The following is a 24,210-nucleotide window of genomic DNA, read 5'->3' as shown; positions in this document are numbered from 1 at the left end:
TCACTTGAGCATAGTGACTTGAATATAGTCGCTTAAAATCGCTATTTTCACTTTGTTCGGTGCAATTATATATAGCATTAGTTCAGATTGGATTTGATATTGATAGCCTTTTTAGAAGTTATTATTACTTTTTACACATCTATTTAAGCATCCCTAAACTTATTGGCCTTACCTTATTGACCTTAGGTGCCGCAGCCATTCGTCCCATTGTGGTAAATTATTATTATCGTCTCCCCAATCTATATGAATCATTGGTAAGGTTAGTAAGTCATCAACACTCGAGCTTTCCTTTAGTGAGCCATTTAATTCCTTACTTACTGATCCAATTGATAGTTCGTTTAATAGCCCGTTTGTTAGTTCAGGGCTAACCACCATGGTGACAGTATCAGTAAATAACTTTTGTTTATGCATTCCTGTGTATCCACTCTGACCAAAACTCACACACATGTCAGAAGCGCTATGATTAAAGTTTATTTTTGTATGGCCGGCTTGAATACGAATTTCAATATCGGGATGTTTCTCCATCCACTCTAAAACAAGTGGCATTATCCACTTTTGTGCCACTGAAGGTAATGCGCTAATGGTCAATACATCTAGATGACGAAATTGAGTTAAATGCTGTTGCCCTAACCTCAACTCATGTAATCCTGCTTGCACAAACAGTAGGTAACTTTCACCTGCTCTGGTTAATTTTACGCCTGTTTTCGAACGATGAAACAAGGCAAGATCTAAATGCGATTCTAATGTTTGTATCTGTTGACTGATCGCAGCAGGAGTGACGTATAAATATTTGGCGGCGTTAGCAAAGCTTTTATGTTCAGCTGCGGCCTCGAATGCTAATAATGTGCCTAAGGGAGGTAAACGAGACTTCATCATGTTGCCTTATTATTATTTTATACAGATTAAATACCATGTGTTAAGTTTTACTTATGGTTGACGATAGAAATAATCACTTTTAACTGTAGCTATCATTAACTATTCTAATGTTAAATAAAAGTTGCTCTCTTGTTAAGTTAGAAGTCGACATTATTCATTGTCACTTAGTAGCTCAATAATTACTTCTTGGATTGAGCAAAATAGCTTGAAGTTTAAGGTTTAAATAAAACTAAATATAATCAAGGAATTAAGATGAAGCTAAATCAAATTGTACAGTTAGATAAATTTCCTATTACTGACCCGGTGTTTATAAAACAATGTAAACATCAGCTAGATGCTGATGGTGCGCTAGTATTAGTTGACTTTTTATCTGACATTGCGATCCAAGAAATCACACAGGAAGCAATAGTTAATCAACATCTCGCTTTCTATTCATCTAAAAAGCATAATGTTTATCTAAGAGAAGCTGACCCGACTTATTCAGATGCACATCCAAGAAACAGACAAATTACCTCATCAAAAGGTTGTATAACTGATGACCAGATCCCAGAAAATTCAGCATTAAAAACATTATATGATGATCCGGCATTTAGAACCTTTCTAGCAACTATTTTTAATGAAGTTAGATTATATAACTATGCAGATGACCTATCTTCTATCAACTTGCATTATGCGCAGCAAGGGCAAGAGCTAGGTTGGCATTTCGATGAGTCTTCGTTTGCTGTCACCCTATTAATCCAAGCACCAGAATCTGGTGGAACCTTTGAATATATTGAGAATATGCGCGATGCAGATGCAGGCGAAATGAATTATCAAGGTGTGGAAAAAGTATTGGATAATGCATTAACCGTTAAAACGTTGATAGCACAAGCAGGCACGCTCACATTATTTAGAGGAAGAAATGCCATTCATCGTGTGACCCCTACCGAAGGCGAGACCACTCGGATATTAACGGTATTAGCTTACAACTCAAAGCCTAATGTTGCCTTATCTGAGTCTGCACGCATGACTTTTTATGGGCGCATTTGATAAGCCCGATAATTTAGGGTCTTAGCGCTTACTCAATATCAAGTAACAAAATCACCTAACGTTGCAACGCATCTTCATTTATCGTGGATGCTAAGCAGCGATAACATCAAATTTTACAGGAGATTGAGCCAGTATAATTTCCACCAAATCTAGCCCTTTAATCGCAAGTGGTAGGAAAGCAATGGAACCAGATGCAGCAAAATACAAAAGGAGATCTAAAAATATCGAGCAGAAAGCATTACGCTTCCTTCAAAAACATAGCATTTAAACCGGCAATTACACTTCAAAGAACACCTACTTGTATTAACGTTTCTTATATTATGCTTCTAATTTTAGACTACCTCCTTACTCCTCCATTTTTTTAAAGAAATTTTAATGGTGACGGGGATAAATAACCTAAAAAACTCGCCTTTTAATACTGACACGTTACAATTATTTAATATTTAAATAACAACAACGAGAGAGAAGCAATGATTGAACGTCAACAAACTAAACAACGCATGAGCCGTGTAGTAAAACATAACGGGACTGTTTATCTATGCGGTCAGGTCTGTGCCGATGCGACTAAAGATATTAAAGAGCAAACACAGACTATGTTAGATAAAGTAGATGAACTATTAATAGAATCAGGTAGTTCACGTGAGCATATGTTATCTGCCACTATTTACGTTAAAGATATGGCGTTACACTTTGCTGGCATGAACGAAGTGTGGGATGCATGGGTTCCTGAAGGTCATGCGCCCGCCCGTGCTTGTGTTGAAGCAAGCATGGCAAGAGATGTATTGTTAGTTGAAATTTCTGTGATTGCAGCAGTTAAATAACTATCGTTTAAACAGTTATTTTAACATGTTACTTGGTTAAAAATAATACTGAATACCCATATCGATGCTAATAGTACTTGTATGCTGTAATAGCATCGATATGTTTCCCCTCTTTTATTACCGTTAGGAAAACAGAATGAGTTCTTTATTGCCTACACTACATCCTGTATTTGTTTCACAATTACCTGCAGATCCTGAGTTAAGTAATACCTGCCGTAGTGTGGAGCATGCTGCTTACTCATACGTTCCCCCAACACCCACTAAGTTCTCTAAAATAATATGCTGCAATAATGAACTTGCTTATACACTCGGCTTTAGTAATGCGGCATTACAATCAACTGAATTTTCAGAATTAATCAGTGGTAATAACTTACTATCAAAAATGCAGCCCTATGCAATGAATTACGGCGGACATCAGTTTGGCCAATGGGCTGGGCAGTTAGGTGATGGGCGTGCGATCAACTTAGGCCAATATTTGTTGCCTAGTAATGGTACAGAAACAAAAGAATACGCCACTTTACAACTTAAAGGGGCTGGACAAACCCCCTACTCTCGTCGCGCTGACGGCATGGCAGTACTCCGCTCATCTATCCGTGAATATTTATGCTCAGAAGCTATGTACCATTTAGGTATTCCCACTACTCGAGCATTAAGCTTAACCTTAACCGGTGAAGAAGTCGTACGTGACAAATTATACGATGGTAGAGCCGCCTATGAGCCCTGCGCTATCGTCGCCCGTGTTTCACCTTCATTTTTACGTTTTGGTTCAATTCAATTACCCTCTTCTCGTGGTGATTTAGGTTTATTGAAACAAACAATTGAATACAGTATCACTCATGACTATCCTGCATTAATACCTGAGTCAGGGGTGATTGATAAATCGGTATATTTACAATGGTTCACTGAAGTCTGTGAACGCACTGCTCATTTAATTGTTGAATGGATGCGCGTAGGTTTTGTACACGGTGTATTAAACACCGATAATATGTCTTTAATTGGTGAAACTATTGATTTTGGCCCCTATGGCTGGATTGATAATTTTGATTTAAATTGGACACCAAACACATCCGATGCAGCAGAAAAACGTTATCGCTTTGGACAACAGGCTTACATTGGACAGTGGAATTTGTTCCAATTAGGCAATGCTATTTATCCATTAATTGAAGAAGCAGAGCCTTTGCAGGCTTTATTAAACGATTACAACCATGTATACCAGAAAAAATGGTTAACCATGATGCAAGCAAAACTAGGCCTAGAAGCTAAGCGCGAAGATAGCACAATGGATGAAACGGATTTATTATTGTGTAAAGAGTTAGAAAAAGTAATGTCATTAGTTAATACGGATATGACATTATTTTATCGCCACCTTGCTACTTTTTCTCAGCAAACAAATATTACCGACCACACTGTCTTACTCTCTCATTTTACGACGTGTTTTTATCAGTTAGAAGAGATTACGCCTGAATATTTAGAACAACTTGCCAAATGGCTAGGTAAATATAAAACACGATTAAGCAAACAAAAAAATACAGATGAGCAGCGCAAAGATGCCATGAACAAAGTGAATCCTTGTTATATTTTACGCAATTTTCAAGTACAGGAAGCGATAGAACTAGCAGAGCAAGGGGATTATTCTAGGGTATTAACCTTGGCTGAATTATTAAAGACACCTTATCAAGAACAGCAACAGTATCAACAGTTTTCAGTAAAACGTCCGAATTGGGCGACTAATAAATTTGGATGTTCTGCCCTTTCATGTAGTTCATAGTTTATTAGGTAAACTCACAATATCAGCATAAATATAAACCTCAATATTTAAATTCATGCTACTTTAAATTAGTAGACTTTTAGTTGACATCTATTGATATTTGACACTAGAGTTGATATAAGAATCATATCAGCACTTAATATTCATCCCTAAATAGGTACTTATGAGCGAAACGATGACCGAGACACTCTCTTTATCTGTACAACATATAATGTTGTCTGCTGATAGTTCACAGTTAACATTAAAGATTTTTCAAACTGAATCAGTGATCTCTGTTAAAGATATTGTTCGCCTATTACAAAATCCTGCTCTGCCTCGCTATAAACTCAATATTGATGGGGTTAATAAAGCCATCGCCGCTTTTACTATGTTGCGTGAAGGGTTAGGTGAAGGTGAAGGTGAGCAAGAACAAAGTATCGATTTCCCACCTATTGTGATAGCTAATAAAGTAGATGCCATATTACATATTGATTTAGATAACGATAAAATGAACGCTTACGCCAGAATTACGGTCGCCTATGGGGGTAAATCAATCACCTTAGATGATATAAAAAAGCGTTGTCAGCAATTAGACATTAAGTTCGGTCTATCTACCCTTTATATAATTCAACTGTTAGATATTTGTAGGCACTCTTACCCTGGCAGAATATATACGTTAAAGATAGCTAAAGGAGTTGCCCCAATTGATGGTACCGATGCTCAGTTTAAACAATTAGTCAGCACCGGTAACCATCGTAAACCAGCTCCTTCTACTCTTCCTAATGGCAAAGTTGATATGCTTAACCTTGGTGAATTTATCACAGTTGACATGGGAACGGTGTTAATGCAAAAAACACCTGTTTATTTAGGAGAGCCTGGTAAAACAGTGACCTCAGAAACAATTCAGCAACAACAAGGCATAGATCACCCTTTTATCGTAAATGATAATGTTCAAATTAACCCTAGTAACCCACTGCAGTTAATCGCGACTAAATACGGCGTGCCAATCGATAAGCAAGGCTTCATTAGTATTGATGATGTACTGCTACTAGAAGAAGTCACCAACAAAACAGGCCATGTTGAATATAACGGCACCGTAGTGATCACTGGCAATGTAGAAAAAGGCATGAAGGTTAATGTTCGCGGTGACGTAACTGTGATGGGAATGGTTGATTCTGCACACATAACATGTGGTGGGGACTTAACCGTTCAGCAAGCAGTTATTGGCCAACATAAAAAAACTGAAGAGGAAAAATTCAGTTGTGAAATTAATTGCCAAGGTAACTTTTCTGGCACTATCGCGCAGTATGCTCGTCTCAAAATCGGTAAAGATCTGTTATTAAGTAGTCAATTAATACATTGTGATACTGAGTGTAATGGCTCAATTAAAGTACATAATAAGTCATTAACAAAAGGGTCGATCATTGGTGGGGTTACTAAAGTAAATAACAGCATAATAACGGCAATAATAGGTACCAGTGGCGGTACAAAAACGGTTATTGACTTAAAGGGTGATGTTTCTAATTTAGAAAAAAAGAAAAATATTCAGATACATGATTTACATCTAGTAAACAATATTTTAGATAAATTTAAACAGGCAGATAAAAAAGCAGACTCTATATTAAACATCGCCGAACGCAAAAAAGCGAAGCGCAATATTATGCTAGAAAAACAGCAGTATCGAGATGAGAGCGATCGAATCCAAGTAGAAATGGCAATAACTAAAGCCAACATAGAGGCAAGTTACACTTCTTCTTTTATTAACGCGACTAAAAAGCTATTTAGTGATACTACTGTGTCATTCTCTCATCAAACTTGGTCTAGTAATCAAGAATATGGTCCGAGTACTATTTCTCTATTAAATAAAACGCTGCAGGTATCTCCTTATAAACCCAATTAAGAATAATTTATTATCAATCAGATAACTTGTTTACGACATAGTATGCCTATTAACGTGCAAAACTAACAATATCATGATTTAAACCATCAATATTAGCTATCCCCCACTAGCACCATGAGCGATTACAGGCTAAAATTCTTGCCATTATTTTTCCAGACAATCATTTTAAGAAAACAAGAGAGCATTCAGATGGGAAGAGCATACCAAAACAAAAAAGAGTCTATGGCTAAAACTGCAGGCGCTAAAACTAAAGTTTATTCTAAATACGGTAAAGAGCTTTATGTAGCGGCTAAAAATGGCGGCTTTGATCCAGAGGGCAATTTAACACTTCGTCGTTTGATCGATAGCGCTAAAAAAGACCAAGTACCTGCTCACGTTATTGAACGTGCAATTGAAAAAGCAAAAGGTGGTGGCGGTGAAGATTATGAACGTGCGAGTTATGAAGGTTTTGGACCCGGCGGTTGCTCTGTCATTGTAGACTGTCTAACCGATAACGGTAACCGTACATGGACTGATGTACGTAACTGTTTTAACAAAACAGGTGCTAAAATTGGTTCACCTGGCACAGTTGCACATATGTTTGAACATCAAGCTGTATTTGTATTTTCAGGTGAAGACGATGAAGCCGTTTTAGAAGACCTTATGATGGCTGATGTAGATGTGGTTGACGTAGTTAGTGAAGATGGAAAGATTTCAGTGTTTTGTCCTCACACAGAGTTTAACAACGCAAAAATTGCATTACATGCTAGTTACCCAGATGTAGAGCTTGAAGTTGAAGAGATCACTTACGTACCGCAAACGGATACTGAGATAACTGAAGAACATGTTGAAAAATTCGAGAAATTTATTGAAATGTTAGAAGATTGTGACGATGTACAAAATGTATATCATAATGCAGTCTTACCAGACTAATTATTAACAGTTTCTGACTCTGATACTGATATAAGTGATGAAACCACACTCTGTGTGGTTTTTTTATACCCTGTTATCTAAGCAATTCTGCTAAATAGCTGATTATTCTTGTTAGTTAAAATACGAAACTCTTAGATTAGAGATTTTGCAAAAGAAACAAGCATTCAATGCCATTGCTATAACCTAATAAGAGCCCTAGAGGATCGCACACTTCATCTACAAGCGAAGTAGGTAGAGCTCATTTTTATTTTGCATAAAAAAATGCCACTCATAAATAGTGGCATTTTATAAATAACTAATAATCTCTTAATGGACTAGCGGTTAAACCATTTATTAATCAAGTGTTTTCAATTGTCTTTCATATTTATCGAACTGAGCTGTTACTTCAGCTGATGGTTCATCAGTGAATAAACTCACTGCGACAATAGAGATAGTCGCTAAAATTACCCCTGGTACAATTTCATATAAATCGAATATACCACCTGATAACTGTTTCCAAACCACAATTGTAATACCACCCACTAACATACCTGCAATAGCTCCACTTCGGTTCATACGTTTCCAATATAAGCTTAAGATAATTACCGGTCCAAATGCAGCACCAAATCCAGCCCAAGCATAAGAAACAAGACCTAATACTGAACTATCAGGTGACATTGCAAGATATAAAGCGAGTAAAGAAATAAACACAACACCTAAACGACCTACCATTACAATTTCGCTAGAAGTTGCATTAGGTTTGATCAATTGTTTATAGAAATCTTCAGCTAAAGCAGACGAAGAAACTAATAATTGTGAATCAGCAGTACTCATAATTGCCGCTAGAATAGCCGCTAATAAAATACCTGCTATCGCTGGATGGAAAATAGTATTCACTAGTACCATGAATATTTTTTCCCCATCTTCAAGACCTCCAGTTAATGAGTCATTCATATACAACATACCCACTAAACCGACTAATACCGCGCCTGTCATTGATAATGCAGTCCATACCACAGCAATTCGACGTGCAGTGGTTAAATCTTTATTACTACGTGTTGCTTTAAAACGCGCTAATATATGAGGCTGTCCAAAATAGCCTAAACCCCACGCAAGCAACGACACAATTGCAATCCAAGATAAAGGCTCACCATCAACACCATTCCAAATTGATAACAGCTCTGGGTTAATTGCATACAAGTCAGAAGATAATTGATCCACGCCGCCGTTCATCGCTGCAATCGGTACAATTAACAAGGCGGCTGACATTAATAAACCTTGTACTAAGTCGGTCCATGCTACCGCTAAAAACCCACCAAACAACGTATATGAAACAACACAGACAGTACCAATAATTACCGCGACCGTATAATCCATAGAGAATACAGTTTCAAACAATTTACCACCAGCCACTAAACCTGAACTGGTATAGAAAAGGAAGAACATAAGAATAAAGAAAGCCGCTAAACTTTGCACTAGTTTTGTTTTATCTGCAAAACGACGTGATAAGAACGCAGGTAAAGTTAAAGAATCGTTAGCGGTAATACTATAAGTACGTAAACGCTTAGCGACGATCAACCAATTTAACCAAGTTCCTGCTAATAAACCGCCTGCTAACCATAATGATTCTAAACCAGCAGCATAGGCATAACCAGGTAACCCTAACAACAACCACCCACTCATATCCGATGCACCTGCAGATAATGCAGCTGGCCATGGCCCTAAGCGGCGTCCACCTAAGAAGTAGTCCTTAGCATCTGAGGTTTGCTTATAAGCATAAATTCCAATAGCTAACATCATGACGAGGTACACCATAAATGTTGCTATTATAGTAAAATTGTTTTCTATCATAGATCACTCCGTTTTTGATCGTTAATGCTCTTATTGCTCACCGCAACCTAAAGCTAATAAAGTAGCGTTACCACCTACCGCAGTGACATTAGTCGACAGCGTTTTTTCGGTAATAAAGCGTAATACTAAATGTTGATCTCGTACTGTTGGTAACAGTGCTAAATCTGTTTCTGCAATTAATTGAGCAATTTGTCCTGTTCGAGCTGCTAACGCTTGATTCAAACTAATTGCCTGTGTCTCATTACCTACATAGCCAACACCGGCAATACTAGGGTCTGAAATGATAGCCTGTAATGCTTCCTTCTCTTTAACAATGAACACTGGCATTTCAACACCAGTTAATGAACAAGCTTGCTGTAAACTAGAGACAATTTCCTTATTAACAGAATTAGATAATAATAAAACACTATTGCCTGCAATTAATGCACAGTTTAATAGCCCCACTAATGCTGGAATAGAGGAGTCCTCTTCCATCATCATCAAAAATATACCCCGACCAGAGGTGCTCAGTATATTACTCTCACCCGTTGGCCCAGGCATCACTTGCGATTCTGCGATTAACGAAATAGCTTGGCGATTATGAAATTCAATCACGTGTGCCGGCATATCACCAATATTAGGATTATCTTTTAAACGCTCTCCCCACTGTGCAGTGATCCCGATGCGTTGATGTATATTGATCTCATTCCATGTTAACCATGATTTTTTTGCTTGCTGGATCATTACAGTTATTGATTCTGACATGATACTTTCTCCTAACATGAACTTACGATTTGTTGAGTAAAACGATGTAAATAACGTGGGCCACCGGCTTTGGGGCCAGTACCAGATAAACCTTGCCCACCAAAAGGTTGTACTCCTACTACGGCACCTACTTGATCGCGATTGATATAACAGTTACCGACTCGGCTCATTTCTGCGATATGTGTATAAGCCCTCTCATTGCGGCTATGCACACCCATCGTTAGACCAAAACCAGTATTATTGATCTGTTCAATAACGTTATCTAATTCAGCCGCTTTAAAACGGATCACATGTAAGATCGGACCAAACTGCTCTTCGCTTAATTGTCCAAGATTATCAATTTCGATGGCTGTAGGTGAAATGAAGTCACCTTTTGCACAACTGTCATTTAAAGCCACTTGTGCTAACAGTTTATGTTCAGCAATCATCTTTTGAAGATGCGCGTTAAGCTTATCTTTTGCTGTTTTATCAATAACAGGTCCCACATCGGTGCTATGAAGATAAGGTAAACCAACAGCAAGTTCTTGCATTGCTCCCTTAATTAATTCAATAACACGCTCTGCAACATCTTGTTGAATAAATAACACCCTTAATGCTGAACAACGTTGCCCTGCAGAAGCAAAAGCTGAACGAACAACATCACGAGCAACTTGCTCTGGTAATGCAGTGCTATCAACGATCATTGCATTTTGCCCACCGGTTTCTGCTACAAAGGTAGCGGGTAATAATGGTCGTTTAGCTAGATTACGGTTAATCACTTGTGCGGTCCCCGTAGAGCCCGTGAATACAACACCAGCAATACGGTGGTCAGCAGTTAACGCAGAACCAATTTGAGCACCATTACCGGTTAATAATTGAATACATTGTTTAGGGAATCCAGCTTCAAGCATTAATAAAACAGTGCGTACTGCAATTAACGAAGTTTGCTCCGCAGGTTTCGCAATCACCGTATTACCGGCCACTAACGCAGCACCAATTTGACCTAGGAAGATAGCTAATGGGAAGTTCCATGGGCTGATACAAACAAACACGCCTTTACCTTGATGGCGAATTTGTTGCGTTATTCCATCAAAGCTGACATCTGTTTCAGCGTTAGAGAAGTTATCAACGGCCTGTTGTGCATAATAACGACAGAAATCTACAGCTTCTCGCACTTCATCAATACAGTCATGAATTGTTTTGCCGGCTTCGTGGTGACATAAAGCAATTAACTCAGGCATATTTGATTCAAGTAAATCAGCAAGTTTATACAAGTACTGAGCACGCTCCTGTACTTCCGTATTAGACCACTCAGGAAAATATTGATGTGCAGTACTTAGTGCTTTTTCAATCATCTGTGTTTCAGAAAAAACCACTGATCCAACACTAATAGTACGGTCGTAGGGAGCAGTACATTGGTAAACTTCTGTTTTCTCAGTAACATCATTGTAATGAGTACCGTCAACTATAGGCCCCATTTTCCAAAAATGGCCTGTGAATACTTCTACTTTTTTCTCAAAAGGAAGTGCTTCGCTTTCTATGTCAATATTTACACTGAACGAGTTTTTGCGATCAGGGAAAATAGCAGGTGGTAATTCAATTAAACTGTTATGTAATGATTGACGCTTTAATAATGTATCAACAGGATGCTCAATTAATTCATCTATAGGGCAATCAGCATCAACTAAACGATGTACAAATGAGCTATTGGCGCCATTTTCTAATAAACGTCTCACCAAATAAGGTAATAGATCTTTGTGGCTCCCTACTGGAGCATAGATACGTACATTACTATTAGACATGGTCATTACGTGGTTATACAGCGCATCTCCCATGCCATGTAACCTTTGGAATTCAAACTCTTTGTGAGTCGACATTGAGTTGATCGCGGCTATCGTGTGCGCATTATGGCTAGCAAATTGTGGGTAAATAAGCCCCTTAACATGTTCGCATAAAAGAAAACGTGCACAGGCTAAATAAGAAACATCAGTTGCTTCTTTACGCGTATAAACAGGATAAGCCGCGTAACCATTTTGTTGAGATAATTTGATTTCACTATCCCAGTAAGCACCTTTCACTAAGCGTAAAGGAATAACATCACCTTGAGATTTAGCTAATGCAGCCAACCAAACTAAAACAGGTAAAGCGCGTTTGCTGTAAGCTTGTACCACAATACCGAACTTTCCCCAGCCTTGTGTTTTTGGATCTCGGTATAATTTTTCAAATAATGCCAATGAAAGCTCAAGACGATCCGCTTCCTCAGCATCAATAGTTAAGCCAACATTTAAAGCACGCGCTCTTTCTATTAATGACAACACCGAGTCAAACATTTCAGTCATCACACGTTGTTTGTTCGCAGGTTCATAACGTGGATGTAGCGCAGATAATTTAATCGACACCGTCGCAGCATTATTTGCCTGATTTTTATTAATAGACTTGCTGCCTACTGACTCAATCGCCGTTAAATATGCCGCATAATATTTTTTTGCATCACTGGCCGTTAGTGCTGATTCACCAAGCATATCAAAGGAATAACTACAGCCTTTGTTAGTAAACCCTTTACCGTTCTTTTGTGCTTCATCGATATTGCGGCCCAATACAAATTGGTGCCCCATTATTTTCATCGCTTGATGCATTGCTTTACGAATAACAGGCTCAGACATTTTATTAACCAAGCTGTTAACAACATTGGTCGTACTATTGGTTCTAGTTTTTTTTAAATTAACAATTTTACCCGTTAATAGAAGGCCCCACGTTGAGGCATTTACAAAAATAGAATCTGATTTTTTAAGATGTGATTTCCAGTCAGCAACGCTGAGTTTATCTTTAATTAAAGCATCTGCCGTTGTTGAATCAGGAATACGCATTAATGCTTCAGCTAAACACATTAATAAAATACCTTCTTTGGTATCTAAACTGTATTCCAGTAATAATGCATCAATCATCTGCACAGCATTTTTATCTTTACGCACGCGCTTGATCAAATCCGTGGCATAATCAGCCATCGTATTTGATTCATCTTTTGATGGTGTAGCAAGTGGTATTAGTTGCTTTAAACAAGCAGACTCATCAGCCATATACAATGGTGAAATATGTGTCCAAAGCGTTGCTAGCTCTGTATTTATAAAATCTTTGTGCAACACATCCGTTGCAATAAATGATGACATACCCGACTCTCCTAAAAATCATAACACCTGTTAATGTTATGTTATGCAAATGTAACTAAGCACGGATAGTATTGCTAAAAACGTTTAAGTTCTTACCTAAAACTACGATTTATATGTCAAAAAGTACGGTCGATTTTTTTTTGTGATTAACGTCACGGAAAATTACAATCCAGCTTTATAAAAAAATGATTAATAGTGAATAAATAATGGCTGTAAATAGCTCTTATGCACTCTGATACAGTCATTCGCCCTTAGGCTGGACATAAAATAAGGCCTAACGCAGTAACCTTTACGCTTAGTGATTAATTGGGAGGGTTGAAAGGCATAGCTGCGAGATATAGTTGAGATGCATAGTTGAGAGGTATAGTTGAGAGGTATAGTAAAACCTCTACTTGTAGGCTAATAAAGGATTCAGTTGATGCAGAGGCATTAATGAATTCGAGGAGGAAACATTGTCAACGCAACTTCGAGCATTGAACTATTAACGATATCTAGAAGGGGAAGTTCCCTGAAATTTAGTGAAGGTGTGAGTAAAACTACTTTGATTAGCAAAGCCACTAGCACTGGCAATCATCGCTAATGTCAAAGAGCGATCTTCTAATAACTGTTTTGCAAGATTCAGTCGTACTTGCATTATGTATTGATGCGGGGTCATGCCCATTTGTTGTTTAAACAATAAGTGAAATTGACTTTCGCCTAAGAACACACAACCTGCTAGCTGAGCGACGCTGATTTTAGTAGTAATATGTTGAATAATAAAATTATCAATCACTTCTATATTAATGCGATTTTTTTTACTTAGGTCGGTTTTAATATGACGCTGTAATAAAGCAATAATTGTATTTTTGCATGCTTCTGCAACCAATATATCATCAGGGGCTTGGCGCATCTCTTTAACTAATAATTGTAATAATATCTGAAACTGGTTATCTAATTTAAAATATTGATTAGAATGAATCAAAGGTTGAATATGTTGAGCAGTGTAATTATCTAATTGAGACTCAGTAGGTAAATTTAGCGTTAGTATTTCGGCAAAACCTAAACCATTAAAAGCATGATCAGATGAAGCAGTCACCACACAGCCCTGGCCTGGTACAATAATATTCTGCATACCTTCAATGCTAAATTCAGAGTTACCATTTAATGCAATCACTAATTGATGATGATCGTGGTCATGGTGCTGTATTTCATTGGGTAAAGTTATGACTTCAGCCGGTCGCATTAAAACAGCTTCAATTAAATTCATAACTCACTCCTTATAATAGATAATATTAAAAATCCAAATATAAAAGCGAAATGTTAAATTACCTAATAAAAAAATTATATTTTTGAACGACTGTCATTAAGTGGTCATTTATTAGTAATAAAGTGAGCGGTTGTTAAGCATTTTACAAATGATTATTGATTATTGATGAAAAGAAAAATCGAATTCGATGTTCGGCAACATGACATTGTAAATAAAATTGAATGTCGAGTGATAGAGTCTAGGATTAACAAAATAGGTTTTATCAATTAGTAGAATTAGACAACTCCTAATCACTCCCCACAGAAATTATTCGTTCTTGTATAAGTTAAGGAAACCTTTAACACTAAAACCATTCAAGAACTGATCGCCTATTTTCACTACAGGTACACCACGGTATCCCGTTTTCGCAAATTCTTTTTGGCCTGCAGCACTTTTAACATCAACTAATCTGAAGGTGATTTTTTGTTGCTCAAGATATTGTTTAGCTGTTTTACAATGAGGACAATTCGCCATTGTATATAATGAAACACGTTTCATTTTTGTATTCCTTCGGTTTAAATAATTGCTTCATGACTTGAGGTTAATAGGCCTGTGATAGCGTACTTAAGAATGTATATAAACATATGAAAAGTAACACTATACACAGGCGATATTTGTAAAAGCGCGAAAAAATCACTGTAAAATATACGTAAAAATTAACTGCGCTTTATGGTCTAATGACCACAACCACCTTTTGCATGGGCATGACCATGCGATAACTCATCTTCAGTTGCCGCACGAACACTTATTACTTCAATAGCAAACGTTAATGTTTTACCCGCGAATGGATGATTCAAATCGCAATCTGCATTAAAACGCCCTACTTTGACGATCGTGACTTCTTGCTTACCTTGGTTAGATTCAACCACTGCAGTCATGCCAACCGTCCATTTCTTTGCACCTTGTAAATGTTTAATCGGAATACGTTGTAACGCACCTTCACGACGTTCACCATAAGACTCTTCAGGAGATAATGTTACTTCAAATTTATCACCCACTGTTTTATCGACAAAGGCTTGCTCCATTTTTTCAAATAGACCACCGCCGCCGTGTAAATAAATAAGCGGTTCATTATCTTTACTGTCTTCTAATAACTCATTACCTTCTGTTAAGCGGTAATGAAATTCAACGACACTGTTTTTAGCTATTTGCATTGTATATCCTTGTTAATCTTTTATATTGTTATTAAATTATTGTTAATAAGTTATTTTACTAAGTTATTGTTACTGATTAGTTTTTACTAAGCCGTTTTACTGACTAATTGCCACTAAGGTATTTTATTAAGCTATCTTACTAAGGAATAGTTTCTGCTCCTACTAGCACTTAATGGGCTTAATTAAATAATTCAACCACTGCTACGGGCATTTGGTGTGCTAAAATATGCTCTTGTTTAATAGTTTTTTTATGCTCACAGATTGTAGCAACCAAGTTTTGGCTTTCTGCTGATAACGTTATATTTTTCAGATAATTAACTGAATTAATTTGGTTATAAAAATCTTTTTCAATACCGCTAATGTTAAAGGTTTCAACCATACTTGTTTCAACAGTTAAAATCTTAGTTGCGCTGCTACTTATAGCAATCTCTAAGCCTTTAGGGTCTACGTCCGCAAAACATAATAGCTGATGTGAAGCTTTAAATGATCTAAAAAACGCATAGGCTTGATGGGTACTTTGTATTGATTTTTGATCACCACGATACAGCCATAGGGCATTTTTTAAATGTGCTGCATTATCCATTAATACTAAATGTTGTAAATTAGCCATTACCGCTAGGTTTTCAACCAACACAATATATTGATGCTCTACACTGTTAATTTTAGATGCATCAACATATAACCCCAATGATGAAATCGCACCTACCTCTATCTGCTGTCCATTAAGTTGCAGTGTTTGCATTGCGTTAACCAATACAAAGTCATTGCTAACGGACAAGGTATTAAACTTTTCATTGTTATGGCTAAGAGCGGTATCTACACGAGTACTTTTATCCGGATAATGATCAAAAAGTAAATTAATGTGTAACTCTCGTTGCACTAATTCAATAATAGCTGCTCTATCTTGTTCAGTATAAAACCACAATCCATCATGAATACGTCCGAGACGATGAGTATCAACCATCCAACGACAACTTTGGGTTGCTTTTACAGCCCCGAGATCAGCACGAAGATGTCTTGCAAAAAAATCATACTGTATTTTATTAAAGCGGGAATGATTCATGTTGATTTTAATTATTTACCTTAACTATTTACTTTAACGACAATATCACTGTACGACCAATTATGGGAAATACCCTTTAATTGTTGGCCTTTAGGGCGAATATCTATCAATGCTTGTTGTATATTGGTTAATTTACAATAACTACTAAACACTAACTCAACCCAAGGTGTCGGGTCGATATGCTGTTGTTCGCTATGCCACTCTGGTAACGCTTGTTGCCAATATTTAATAGCAGAAACGGGGTTTCCAGTGGTAATAGCTTGTTCAAATAAACGTTCTGTCTGCTCTTCGAAGTAATCGTAACTGAAACTCATAGCAACATTAGCAATCAATTCCACTTCCGATGTTTCACGCGCATTAGGTTTAACCACTGAACTTAATTTACGCAGTGATTGTACAATTTCAATTAATGCAATTTCATGCGCTGTTTCTTTAACATTGATATACGACTTAATCGGCATCGGCGCAGCAAAACGTAATGGTTTCGGTAAAGTTTTGTCTTCAAACACCTGTTCATTAATTTCAAATTCAGGGTGTTTGTGAAGATACCGCGCCATATTGCGTAATAGGCTTGCCTGTTTTTCATCGCGTCGTAATTTAAATAAACTTAGGCGCATACTGTCAATGATGTAACGTAACCTTGGAAGAGTCTGATTAAACCAATAGATGAAACCACTGATTTTACGCGCCAGTTCTACCGGGCAAGCCCAATTCATCCACTCATAACAAGTTTCAGGGTCAATCTGTTGTAACTCAGTTAATAGCTTTTGTGCATAGGTTAAAGCACGTTCATTTTCACGAACCTTAGCACTAATAGTAGATACAAAACCAAACTGACTGGAAATGGCATAATGCATATTATCTAAGCTAACATTTAAGTTATCTTTTGCTTCATAAAGCAGATCATCAAGTTGATCTAAATAGTATTCTGCATCGTCCTGCTGGTCGCCAATCACAGATAAACGGTAGTCGTTGACAGTATCTTCCAATACATCAATTACTTTACCCATATCAGTAAGTTGACGGTAACTACTTTGTTTACGCATTAACCGGTTTAGCATGCGTTTTAATTCAGCACTTACACGATAATCACCCGGTTCATCGTCGGGCCTTAATAACGCTTTTTTATGCAAAGCAGCAATTTTACGTGCATCACCACCGTCGCCCTGTATCGAACCAAATACATAGGCTTCAGCAAGCAATTGGTCATTTGAGCCAAGTTGACGTAATAACTCCGCAACATCTTTGGTATCGTAGCCAGCCATTAAAACAATAACTCTTCTTGTTGTTGCTGTTCAGTTTCAGGTAACTCAATGCGTTCTGAGTCATTCAGAAACTCAATCAATAAATAGATTAAATCGAAACGTGCCGTCGCAAAATAGCGACTACTTCCAGCATTCTTACGCACAAAATATCCTAACTCTTCAAGTTTATGAAAAACAAATACCAGCTGCTCACGGCTTTCTAATTTATTCGTTTTAAAAGGACGTATCGCGGTTAAATGGCGCAGTTGTTCACGTAAAGTTTGATCATGTTCAAAGGGATCAAATAGCTCATTGATATTAATAATTGATTTAGCATGGATAGGTAAATCGGTTTGACTGGCAGTGAGGATCAACTCTAAGAACTCTACTAACGGACGAAACATCCCTCTAATATCGGTAAATAAAGTGGTCAGTTCAGCACTGTTATTAGCGTCTACTTCGTTAAAAGTACAATAATAGGCATCGGCACTGTCTAAGTACGTTAAATCACGGTCTAAATTAGATAAAAAATCCGAGACACGATCCTGATTAGATTGAGCCTGCAAATAGAGGAATTCATCGGCAAACCCTGTTTCACAAATTACCGCTCCTGTTAATAGTTGCTGAACAGTTTGCTTAAACATTTTGAGGCTCCTTTGAGATCATATCTGTATCAGTACTTGATGACGCCTGCTCACTCTCTGTATTGCTTTGCTCACGTTTTTCTTGTGAGTTCTCAATAGCGCTTACGTCCGTACTTGCATGAGTACTTACATTAGTACTTGTATGTTCATTTACTTGGTTCTTGAGCTGCTCGGCTACTTTTTTACGTTGTAGCAGTAATTCATCTAAGCGAGAAGTTGGAATATGCGCATGGAAAATCTTATTATCTTTAATCTTATAATGACGTTGATATAAAGATAAAATATGCCTATCCGTAGAAGGTGAAGCCGATAGCATAGTGATCGCATTATCGTTAAACATAGTCAATAACAGGTCGATATTTTCTGCTGCCAGTTCACCTAATTCATCCACTGGTAGGATGATTTGTGTTTTAGCATCGCTTTCACCTCGTAACATACCCAAAATACCCGCATATAAAGAAAGCATCGCTAAGTAGGATAAGCCCGTAGAACTGATTTTTTTCAACTGTCGCGCATTACGAGCGTGTTTTAACTGCCCCTTTTCTGAGATAGTAAACTCTATATCAAACAATTGATGATGCGCTAATGCAAAACCATCACTAGGTAGATAAGTCGACAATTTTTGCATCGCAACAATCAAGTCATCGGGAATATCACCCACTCCTTCACGTAAATCATCACGATATTTGTCAAACAATTTTGCAAATTGCTGTAATGGTCCCCAATAATCAAGCTCTTCTTGTTTCATCACAGTATTAACATTAATGTCCGCTAATGCTTCGAAATGAGCGAGCTTAGTGACGTTACTTGATAACTGTTTACCAATGCTTTTAATGCGACGCGCAAAATTTTCTATGTGCTGATAAAACTCATTGATCATATTCGCATTGACGGTGACTAGTTGATAAGTATTTTTTTGCTTTTGAGCGGCACTACTTAATAAGTCAGCGATCGGATGCTGATACTTAAACAGACTACGAGCGCCTTCATAAATATCATTATCAGACACTAATTTAACCCAGTTTTCATATAATTCACTGTTTGCATTATGCTTAGCAAAGGCGGTATTAAACTGAGTGATTTGACTTTGTAATCGTTTATCTATAGTTCTGAATTGTTTTATCCAATCGCCACAGAATGTTACTGTTAAATCGGCACTGTTATGCGGTTCAGATTCACTTAAAGTTGCTTCAATACCGTATTGCTCACACTCTCGTTGCGCTAACCCTAATTGTAATAACAGATCGGCATCGTCATTTAATTGTTGTGATACTTTCTTAAATTGTTTTTGTTTCTCACCGATTAAATTATTTTTTTCAATTTTCAAATCCGCTAAGCTATTTTCTAAGCCACGCTTTTGCACTTCTCGGTTTTGGTTTTTTTCAACTAATTGATCACGGTGTACATAACGTTCATTCATAAACTGTTGGTACTCACGGGCTTTACGAGCCCATACAGCACATTGTTCTAGTTTTTCAGTTAACTCAACCCGTTGTTTAATGCGCTTATCAACTTCGCCATCGGGATCTAGCTCTTCTAATGCTCGGTCGCGTTGTTGCTTATAATCTTTTTGTCGTGTTTTAGCGCTGTCTTTAATAGATGTTAACTGCTCTGCTAATTGCTCTAATTGACTATCTCGATCAGATTCAATCACCATGCGTTGATCCAGCATTTGATTGCTCAACTCAAAGCGCTGCTCTTGCTGTAAAGCTTTAAATTCTTCAAGCTTAGTATGTTGATTTTTAATTTGTGTGGTGAGCTTTTTAATATTATCTTCAAACGCTAATGCCGCTTGTTTTAAATAGTGTTGTTTTTTAAGCTCAAGATTTTCTTGTTGTGCTTTAAATTGTTGGCGTTTTAATTCTACTTTTTGTAAATTTTGTTTACGTTCGCTGATTAAAACCTGTTGATTTACAATCTGTTTAGTCAATTCATTAAGTTGAGATTCTAGATCTGTCACCTTTTTAATCAAGGCTGCAATTTTTTGCTCTACATCACTTAGTTTTTCTCTAAGTTCGTTTTCATTAAGTTGTAAATCATTATCTTGCAGCTGATCTAAATCTATTTTCAATCCAAATAAAGTTTCTGCGTTATCTCCCTGTGAAACCCATTGAGGATTAAGATCTTTACGTGCTAACTGTTGAGCTGATAACACTCGTCCAATATTGTTTTTCCAACCTAACGCATTTGGCTCATTGCTTAAAAAATGCTGCAGTGAGTTCACTTCAGGTAAGAGTTGTAACTGTAATTGCTGACGTGATTTTTTGACATCTTCAAGCTGGCGGTTGTGTTGTTTATGTTGTTCTAAGAGTTGAATACGTTGTTTTTCTAGCGTATTTAACTGGTCATTATCAGAGCTTAAGACCTGTAGGCAGTCACTTAGGTTATCTTTAACTTCTGACATACTGACTTGATTTGCTTCAATCTCTGCTCGCAAGCTTGCTTCAACAGTAATATTTTTCTGCGCTAATTCTTCCATTTTTAACTGGTTTTGTAGCGTTTGCAGGTCCATATTTATTTTTAAAAATGATTCGTTAAGTTGTTCGTTTAGTTTACTTAACTGACCTTGATAGTTTTCGGACACGACCGATAGTTGTAGATTAGATTGTTCTTTGATCTGCGAGACTTGCTCATTATTACGCGCTTCATCCTGTACCTTTTGCAAGGTTAACGATTGTAATAATGACTCAAATTTAGCTTGAACCTTATTTAAATTACCTTCGAACGCTTCAATAATTTCATTGACATCGTTTAAGGCTTGTTGATAACGAGGTGCATTATCGGCTTGTAGTTGATAACTCGCCGCGTCATTTTCATCGAACTTTAATTTATCGTCATCTAACAAATCAATTCGGCTTTGATCCGCTTCTATCTTAGCCGCTATTTGGCTTATTTCAGTTTGAAGCAGAAGGCTTTGTTCTTTTAACTGTTTATCTAGAACCGTTATTTCATCTCTAAAGCTGGCTTTTTGATCACTACGTTGCTGTTGCAATGCAGTGATATTTTGCTGGTGCGCTAACATTTCCGCATGCAAATGCTGCAGCTTAATCAATAAACTGTCTAACTGCGTAAAATCTGTTTGCCATAACGCAATTTTATCACTTACTTTTTGAATCGAGCGACTAGCTTGTATATCAGCTAACCATAAACTAATATCTTGTTTATTGAGGGTAATTTGTTCTTTTTCTTGACCCACGCTGCGCGCAATGTGATCGCTAGCGATAGCCACCAGCATTTGTTTAACCGCATCAAAATCTAGATTTTTTTCAATCGTACCATTCACTACTTTATCTAGGTGAGGAGTAGCTAAATCACTGAATGAGAAACGATTTTGTAATTGACGAACCTCTTTAACTTTACGACCACTGCGTAAGTTTTGAATCACTTGTCGGTATTTATCAACGCCTAAATAGTTAGAGCATTCCACACCTAAATTTCGATAAGCTCTTTCAACTTCTGAGACGGTTAACGGAAAATGATTTTCACCAATAAATAATCCACTTTCAAAACCACTATCAATAAATTTAAATTGCACTCCTCTCCCATCGGAGCTGGCAAGTGCCATACATGTTTGACCACTAGGTCGTTGGTATTCATAAACCAACATACTAGAGTCTCTTGGCAAATAATAATCTGCAAAGTTTTTAGCTTGATCCACTTTACTAACTATTTCACTGGGTCTCATACCATAAAAAAGTGGCAGTAAACGCATCAAAGATGTTTTACCAGCGCCGTTGGTACCTTCAAGTTGCGTATGACCAGATAAGTCTAATTCGTTAACCTGCCCTTTCCAAAAGCTATCGATAATAATAATGCGTAATAATTGATAGGCCTGTTCTGCCATGGAAAATCCTTGTTAACTTTGATTATAAAAACGTTTGTTTATGAAGCAGTCATATCTAAAGGAATAAATACAACCGAAAAACAGTGAAACTTATCTTGCTTAATAAGGTTTGTCGACCAGTTTCAAACAACACTTTGCATTAATCTCTGTAAATGCAGAATATGTAGCCAATACGATTGTTATTAGGTTAATAATCTCGCCTGTTAGCTAATTATAAAAAGCACTTAAAAACATAAGTGTTCAAAAATATTCTTATTTGAAGTGCTAGTTACTTATTAACTAACAAACAACTCGCCAGAAGGTCAGCAAAAAAAGGACTACCTTTTTTATTTAAAAACGCAATATTCCTATCGGGGATCCCTTCCACATCAGGATGAGCCGCGATAGCTTTTTCCATACTGCTCTCTCGAATGAGATGTAATGTAGGATGTGGTGAACGGTTGCTATAATTAGAAGCTGCATTTTCATCATCGCCAGCAAAACAATAATCAGGGTGAAAATGAGCTAATTGATAAACCCCTTCATAATGACTCATTTGTAGAAGATGGTTGGATAGATATACCAAATCTAAAAAGTGCTCAAAATCACTACAGGCTTCACTCAAAATTAATAACGTAGTTTCAGTTTCTGGATGTGTATCTAAAAACTCGCATTCAACTGTTAGTCTATCTAATACACCTTCAATTTCAGTGTTAGCTTCTTCACAGTAACGAATACTGCCACGATCCACCTCTCTTTTAGCAAATGGACAAATATTATATTTAACAATGACGTTGTTAACCCAAGATTGCGTACTACTAATTACGTCCACATGTTTCCCTTTTTACAATGTTGCACTTAACTTGAGTGCTTAATGCTTAAATAGTATCTAAGTGTAACGCTTTCTGTGCGCTTTGATAACCTAAGGCGATCATCTCTTTTGCACGGTCAAACTCTAAAGTGCCACAGGCATTTCTGGGGATCACTATATTATAATCGGCAGGGTAAGCCGCCAATTTCAAGCGAGCAATGGTACTTTGCATAGCATCAAAGGCTTGGTCCGCAACATCATAAGCTTTCCATGTCGGCGGTTTGCTATTTGTTAATGCTAAGTTATCTCCAAACTGTTTGATGTAATGCCCAATTTTTTGCTGCAATGGTAAATCCTCAATACTATCTACCACATCCATTAACGTATCTGGTTCTACTCTATCCAGATCAATAACCCCACCCAGATTAACCGCAACAGTAAAATCAGTATTATCACTAAACGTTGGTGCTATCGGCACAGGGTTTAACACACCGCCATCAATCAGCTGCACTCCTTTTCGTTCAACCGGTGTAAAAAATAAAGGTAATGAAATAGATGCACGAATCGCATCGAATAAACAGCCTGAATTAATCCACACTTCTTTCTCATTTTTTATATCTGCCGCAACGGCTGTAAATTGCAGCGGTAAGGCTTCGATGGTTTGATCACCTAATAGCTTGAATAGCGTATCAATTATTTTATCGCCACGTAATAACCCACTCGTACTCCAGGAAATATCTAATAGGGAAATAATATCTAATTTACTTAACCCACAAACCCATTGTTCAAATTCATCTAATTTTCCCGCAGCATATACACCGCCAATCAAGGCTCCAATTGAGCAACCTGATATAGATTTTATTTGATAGTTATTTTCTACTAACCACTTAATAATGCCAATATGGGCCAAGCCCCTTGCACCGCCACTACCTAGCACCAGTGATATGCACTTTTTTTGTTTGGGGCTGATTTCAAGTACATGATTTTCAGTTACCATATTAAAATTCCTGTCGATGTAAGCTTTGCCATTTTAACCACCTTTTAATGTTTAATTAACCATTTACTTTGTTGTTTTTTATTTATTTAGCATTCTACTTTTATTAACGTTAGCTATTAACATCGCATTATTTGAATCTCAGACACTTAATATCCCTCATAGCAATAAGTTTTAGTCCGCAAAT

At 37.1% G+C, this 24,210-nt stretch carries 18 protein-coding genes; 5 read left to right on the top strand and 13 right to left on the bottom strand.

Annotated features, from left to right (window positions below; translation table 11 throughout):
• Positions 1-168: 168 nt before the first annotated feature.
• Positions 169-873 carry a LysR family transcriptional regulator gene (locus GQR44_RS03545; RefSeq protein ID WP_166369327.1) on the bottom strand — a complete coding sequence of 235 codons (705 nt, stop codon included), beginning with the start codon at positions 871-873 and terminating at the stop codon, positions 169-171.
• A gap of 255 nt (positions 874-1,128) precedes the next feature.
• On the opposite strand from GQR44_RS03545, the gene GQR44_RS03540 reads away from it, so the two are divergent.
• From GQR44_RS03540 to GQR44_RS03520, 5 genes are all read left to right on the top strand, one after another.
• Positions 1,129-1,905 (top strand): 2OG-Fe(II) oxygenase, encoded by a 777-nt coding sequence (locus GQR44_RS03540; protein WP_166369325.1) that lies wholly within the window; start codon positions 1,129-1,131, stop codon positions 1,903-1,905.
• Between the two features lie 470 nt (positions 1,906-2,375).
• Positions 2,376-2,726 carry a RidA family protein gene (locus GQR44_RS03535; RefSeq protein ID WP_166369323.1) on the top strand — a complete coding sequence of 117 codons (351 nt, stop codon included), beginning with the start codon at positions 2,376-2,378 and terminating at the stop codon, positions 2,724-2,726.
• A 136-nt stretch (positions 2,727-2,862) separates the two neighbouring features.
• On the top strand, positions 2,863-4,494 hold the full coding sequence (locus GQR44_RS03530) for a protein adenylyltransferase SelO (protein WP_166369320.1): 1,632 nt from the start codon (positions 2,863-2,865) through the stop codon (positions 4,492-4,494).
• Between the two features lie 175 nt (positions 4,495-4,669).
• Positions 4,670-6,373, top strand: coding sequence for a FapA family protein (locus tag GQR44_RS03525; RefSeq protein ID WP_166369318.1), 1,704 nt, complete (start codon positions 4,670-4,672; stop codon positions 6,371-6,373).
• A 189-nt stretch (positions 6,374-6,562) separates the two neighbouring features.
• Positions 6,563-7,285: a YebC/PmpR family DNA-binding transcriptional regulator gene (locus GQR44_RS03520; RefSeq protein WP_166369316.1), complete on the top strand. Its 723-nt coding sequence runs from the start codon at positions 6,563-6,565 to the stop codon at positions 7,283-7,285.
• A gap of 333 nt (positions 7,286-7,618) precedes the next feature.
• On the opposite strand, the gene putP is transcribed toward GQR44_RS03520, so the two are convergent.
• The 12 genes from putP to GQR44_RS03460 all read right to left on the bottom strand — a co-directional run bounded on the left by putP (position 7,619) and on the right by GQR44_RS03460 (position 24,026).
• A complete protein-coding gene (gene putP, locus GQR44_RS03515; RefSeq protein WP_166369314.1) occupies positions 7,619-9,115 on the bottom strand; it encodes a sodium/proline symporter PutP in 1,497 nt (498 codons plus the stop codon).
• 30 nt (positions 9,116-9,145) lie between these two features.
• Positions 9,146-9,859: a hypothetical protein gene (locus tag GQR44_RS03510; RefSeq protein ID WP_166369312.1), complete on the bottom strand. Its 714-nt coding sequence runs from the start codon at positions 9,857-9,859 to the stop codon at positions 9,146-9,148.
• Between the two features lie 11 nt (positions 9,860-9,870).
• Positions 9,871-13,005 (bottom strand): bifunctional proline dehydrogenase/L-glutamate gamma-semialdehyde dehydrogenase PutA, encoded by a 3,135-nt coding sequence (gene putA / locus GQR44_RS03505; protein WP_166369310.1) that lies wholly within the window; start codon positions 13,003-13,005, stop codon positions 9,871-9,873.
• 481 nt (positions 13,006-13,486) lie between these two features.
• Positions 13,487-14,251: a helix-turn-helix domain-containing protein gene (locus GQR44_RS03500; protein ID WP_166369308.1), complete on the bottom strand. Its 765-nt coding sequence runs from the start codon at positions 14,249-14,251 to the stop codon at positions 13,487-13,489.
• A gap of 306 nt (positions 14,252-14,557) precedes the next feature.
• Positions 14,558-14,788 carry a glutaredoxin family protein gene (locus GQR44_RS03495; RefSeq protein ID WP_166369306.1) on the bottom strand — a complete coding sequence of 77 codons (231 nt, stop codon included), beginning with the start codon at positions 14,786-14,788 and terminating at the stop codon, positions 14,558-14,560.
• 176 nt (positions 14,789-14,964) lie between these two features.
• Positions 14,965-15,444 (bottom strand): peptidylprolyl isomerase, encoded by a 480-nt coding sequence (locus GQR44_RS03490; RefSeq protein WP_166369304.1) that lies wholly within the window; start codon positions 15,442-15,444, stop codon positions 14,965-14,967.
• Positions 15,445-15,622: 178 nt separating this feature from the next.
• Positions 15,623-16,507: a hypothetical protein gene (locus GQR44_RS03485; protein ID WP_166369302.1), complete on the bottom strand. Its 885-nt coding sequence runs from the start codon at positions 16,505-16,507 to the stop codon at positions 15,623-15,625.
• Positions 16,508-16,527: 20 nt separating this feature from the next.
• Positions 16,528-17,772, bottom strand: coding sequence for a hypothetical protein (locus GQR44_RS03480; RefSeq protein ID WP_166369300.1), 1,245 nt, complete (start codon positions 17,770-17,772; stop codon positions 16,528-16,530).
• The gene (locus GQR44_RS03475; protein WP_166369298.1) at positions 17,772-18,395 is read right to left on the bottom strand and encodes a hypothetical protein; all 624 of its coding nucleotides are present in this window, start codon (positions 18,393-18,395) and stop codon (positions 17,772-17,774) included. Before GQR44_RS03475 ends, GQR44_RS03480 begins: the two co-directional genes overlap by 1 nt.
• The gene (locus GQR44_RS03470; RefSeq protein ID WP_166369296.1) at positions 18,388-22,239 is read right to left on the bottom strand and encodes an ATP-binding protein; all 3,852 of its coding nucleotides are present in this window, start codon (positions 22,237-22,239) and stop codon (positions 18,388-18,390) included. Before GQR44_RS03470 ends, GQR44_RS03475 begins: the two co-directional genes overlap by 8 nt.
• A gap of 268 nt (positions 22,240-22,507) precedes the next feature.
• Entirely contained in the window at positions 22,508-23,050 is a 543-nt protein-coding gene (locus GQR44_RS03465) for a DUF1415 domain-containing protein (RefSeq protein ID WP_166369294.1), read from the bottom strand.
• A gap of 46 nt (positions 23,051-23,096) precedes the next feature.
• Positions 23,097-24,026 (bottom strand): patatin-like phospholipase family protein, encoded by a 930-nt coding sequence (locus GQR44_RS03460; RefSeq protein ID WP_166369292.1) that lies wholly within the window; start codon positions 24,024-24,026, stop codon positions 23,097-23,099.
• Positions 24,027-24,210: the final 184 nt, after the last annotated feature.

Source organism: Psychromonas sp. SA13A, from assembly GCF_011378715.1.
In the GTDB taxonomy this organism is placed as follows: domain Bacteria; phylum Pseudomonadota; class Gammaproteobacteria; order Enterobacterales; family Psychromonadaceae; genus Psychromonas.
Note: the sequence above shows the minus strand (reverse complement) of the source record. Positions and strands in the feature narration are given on the sequence as shown.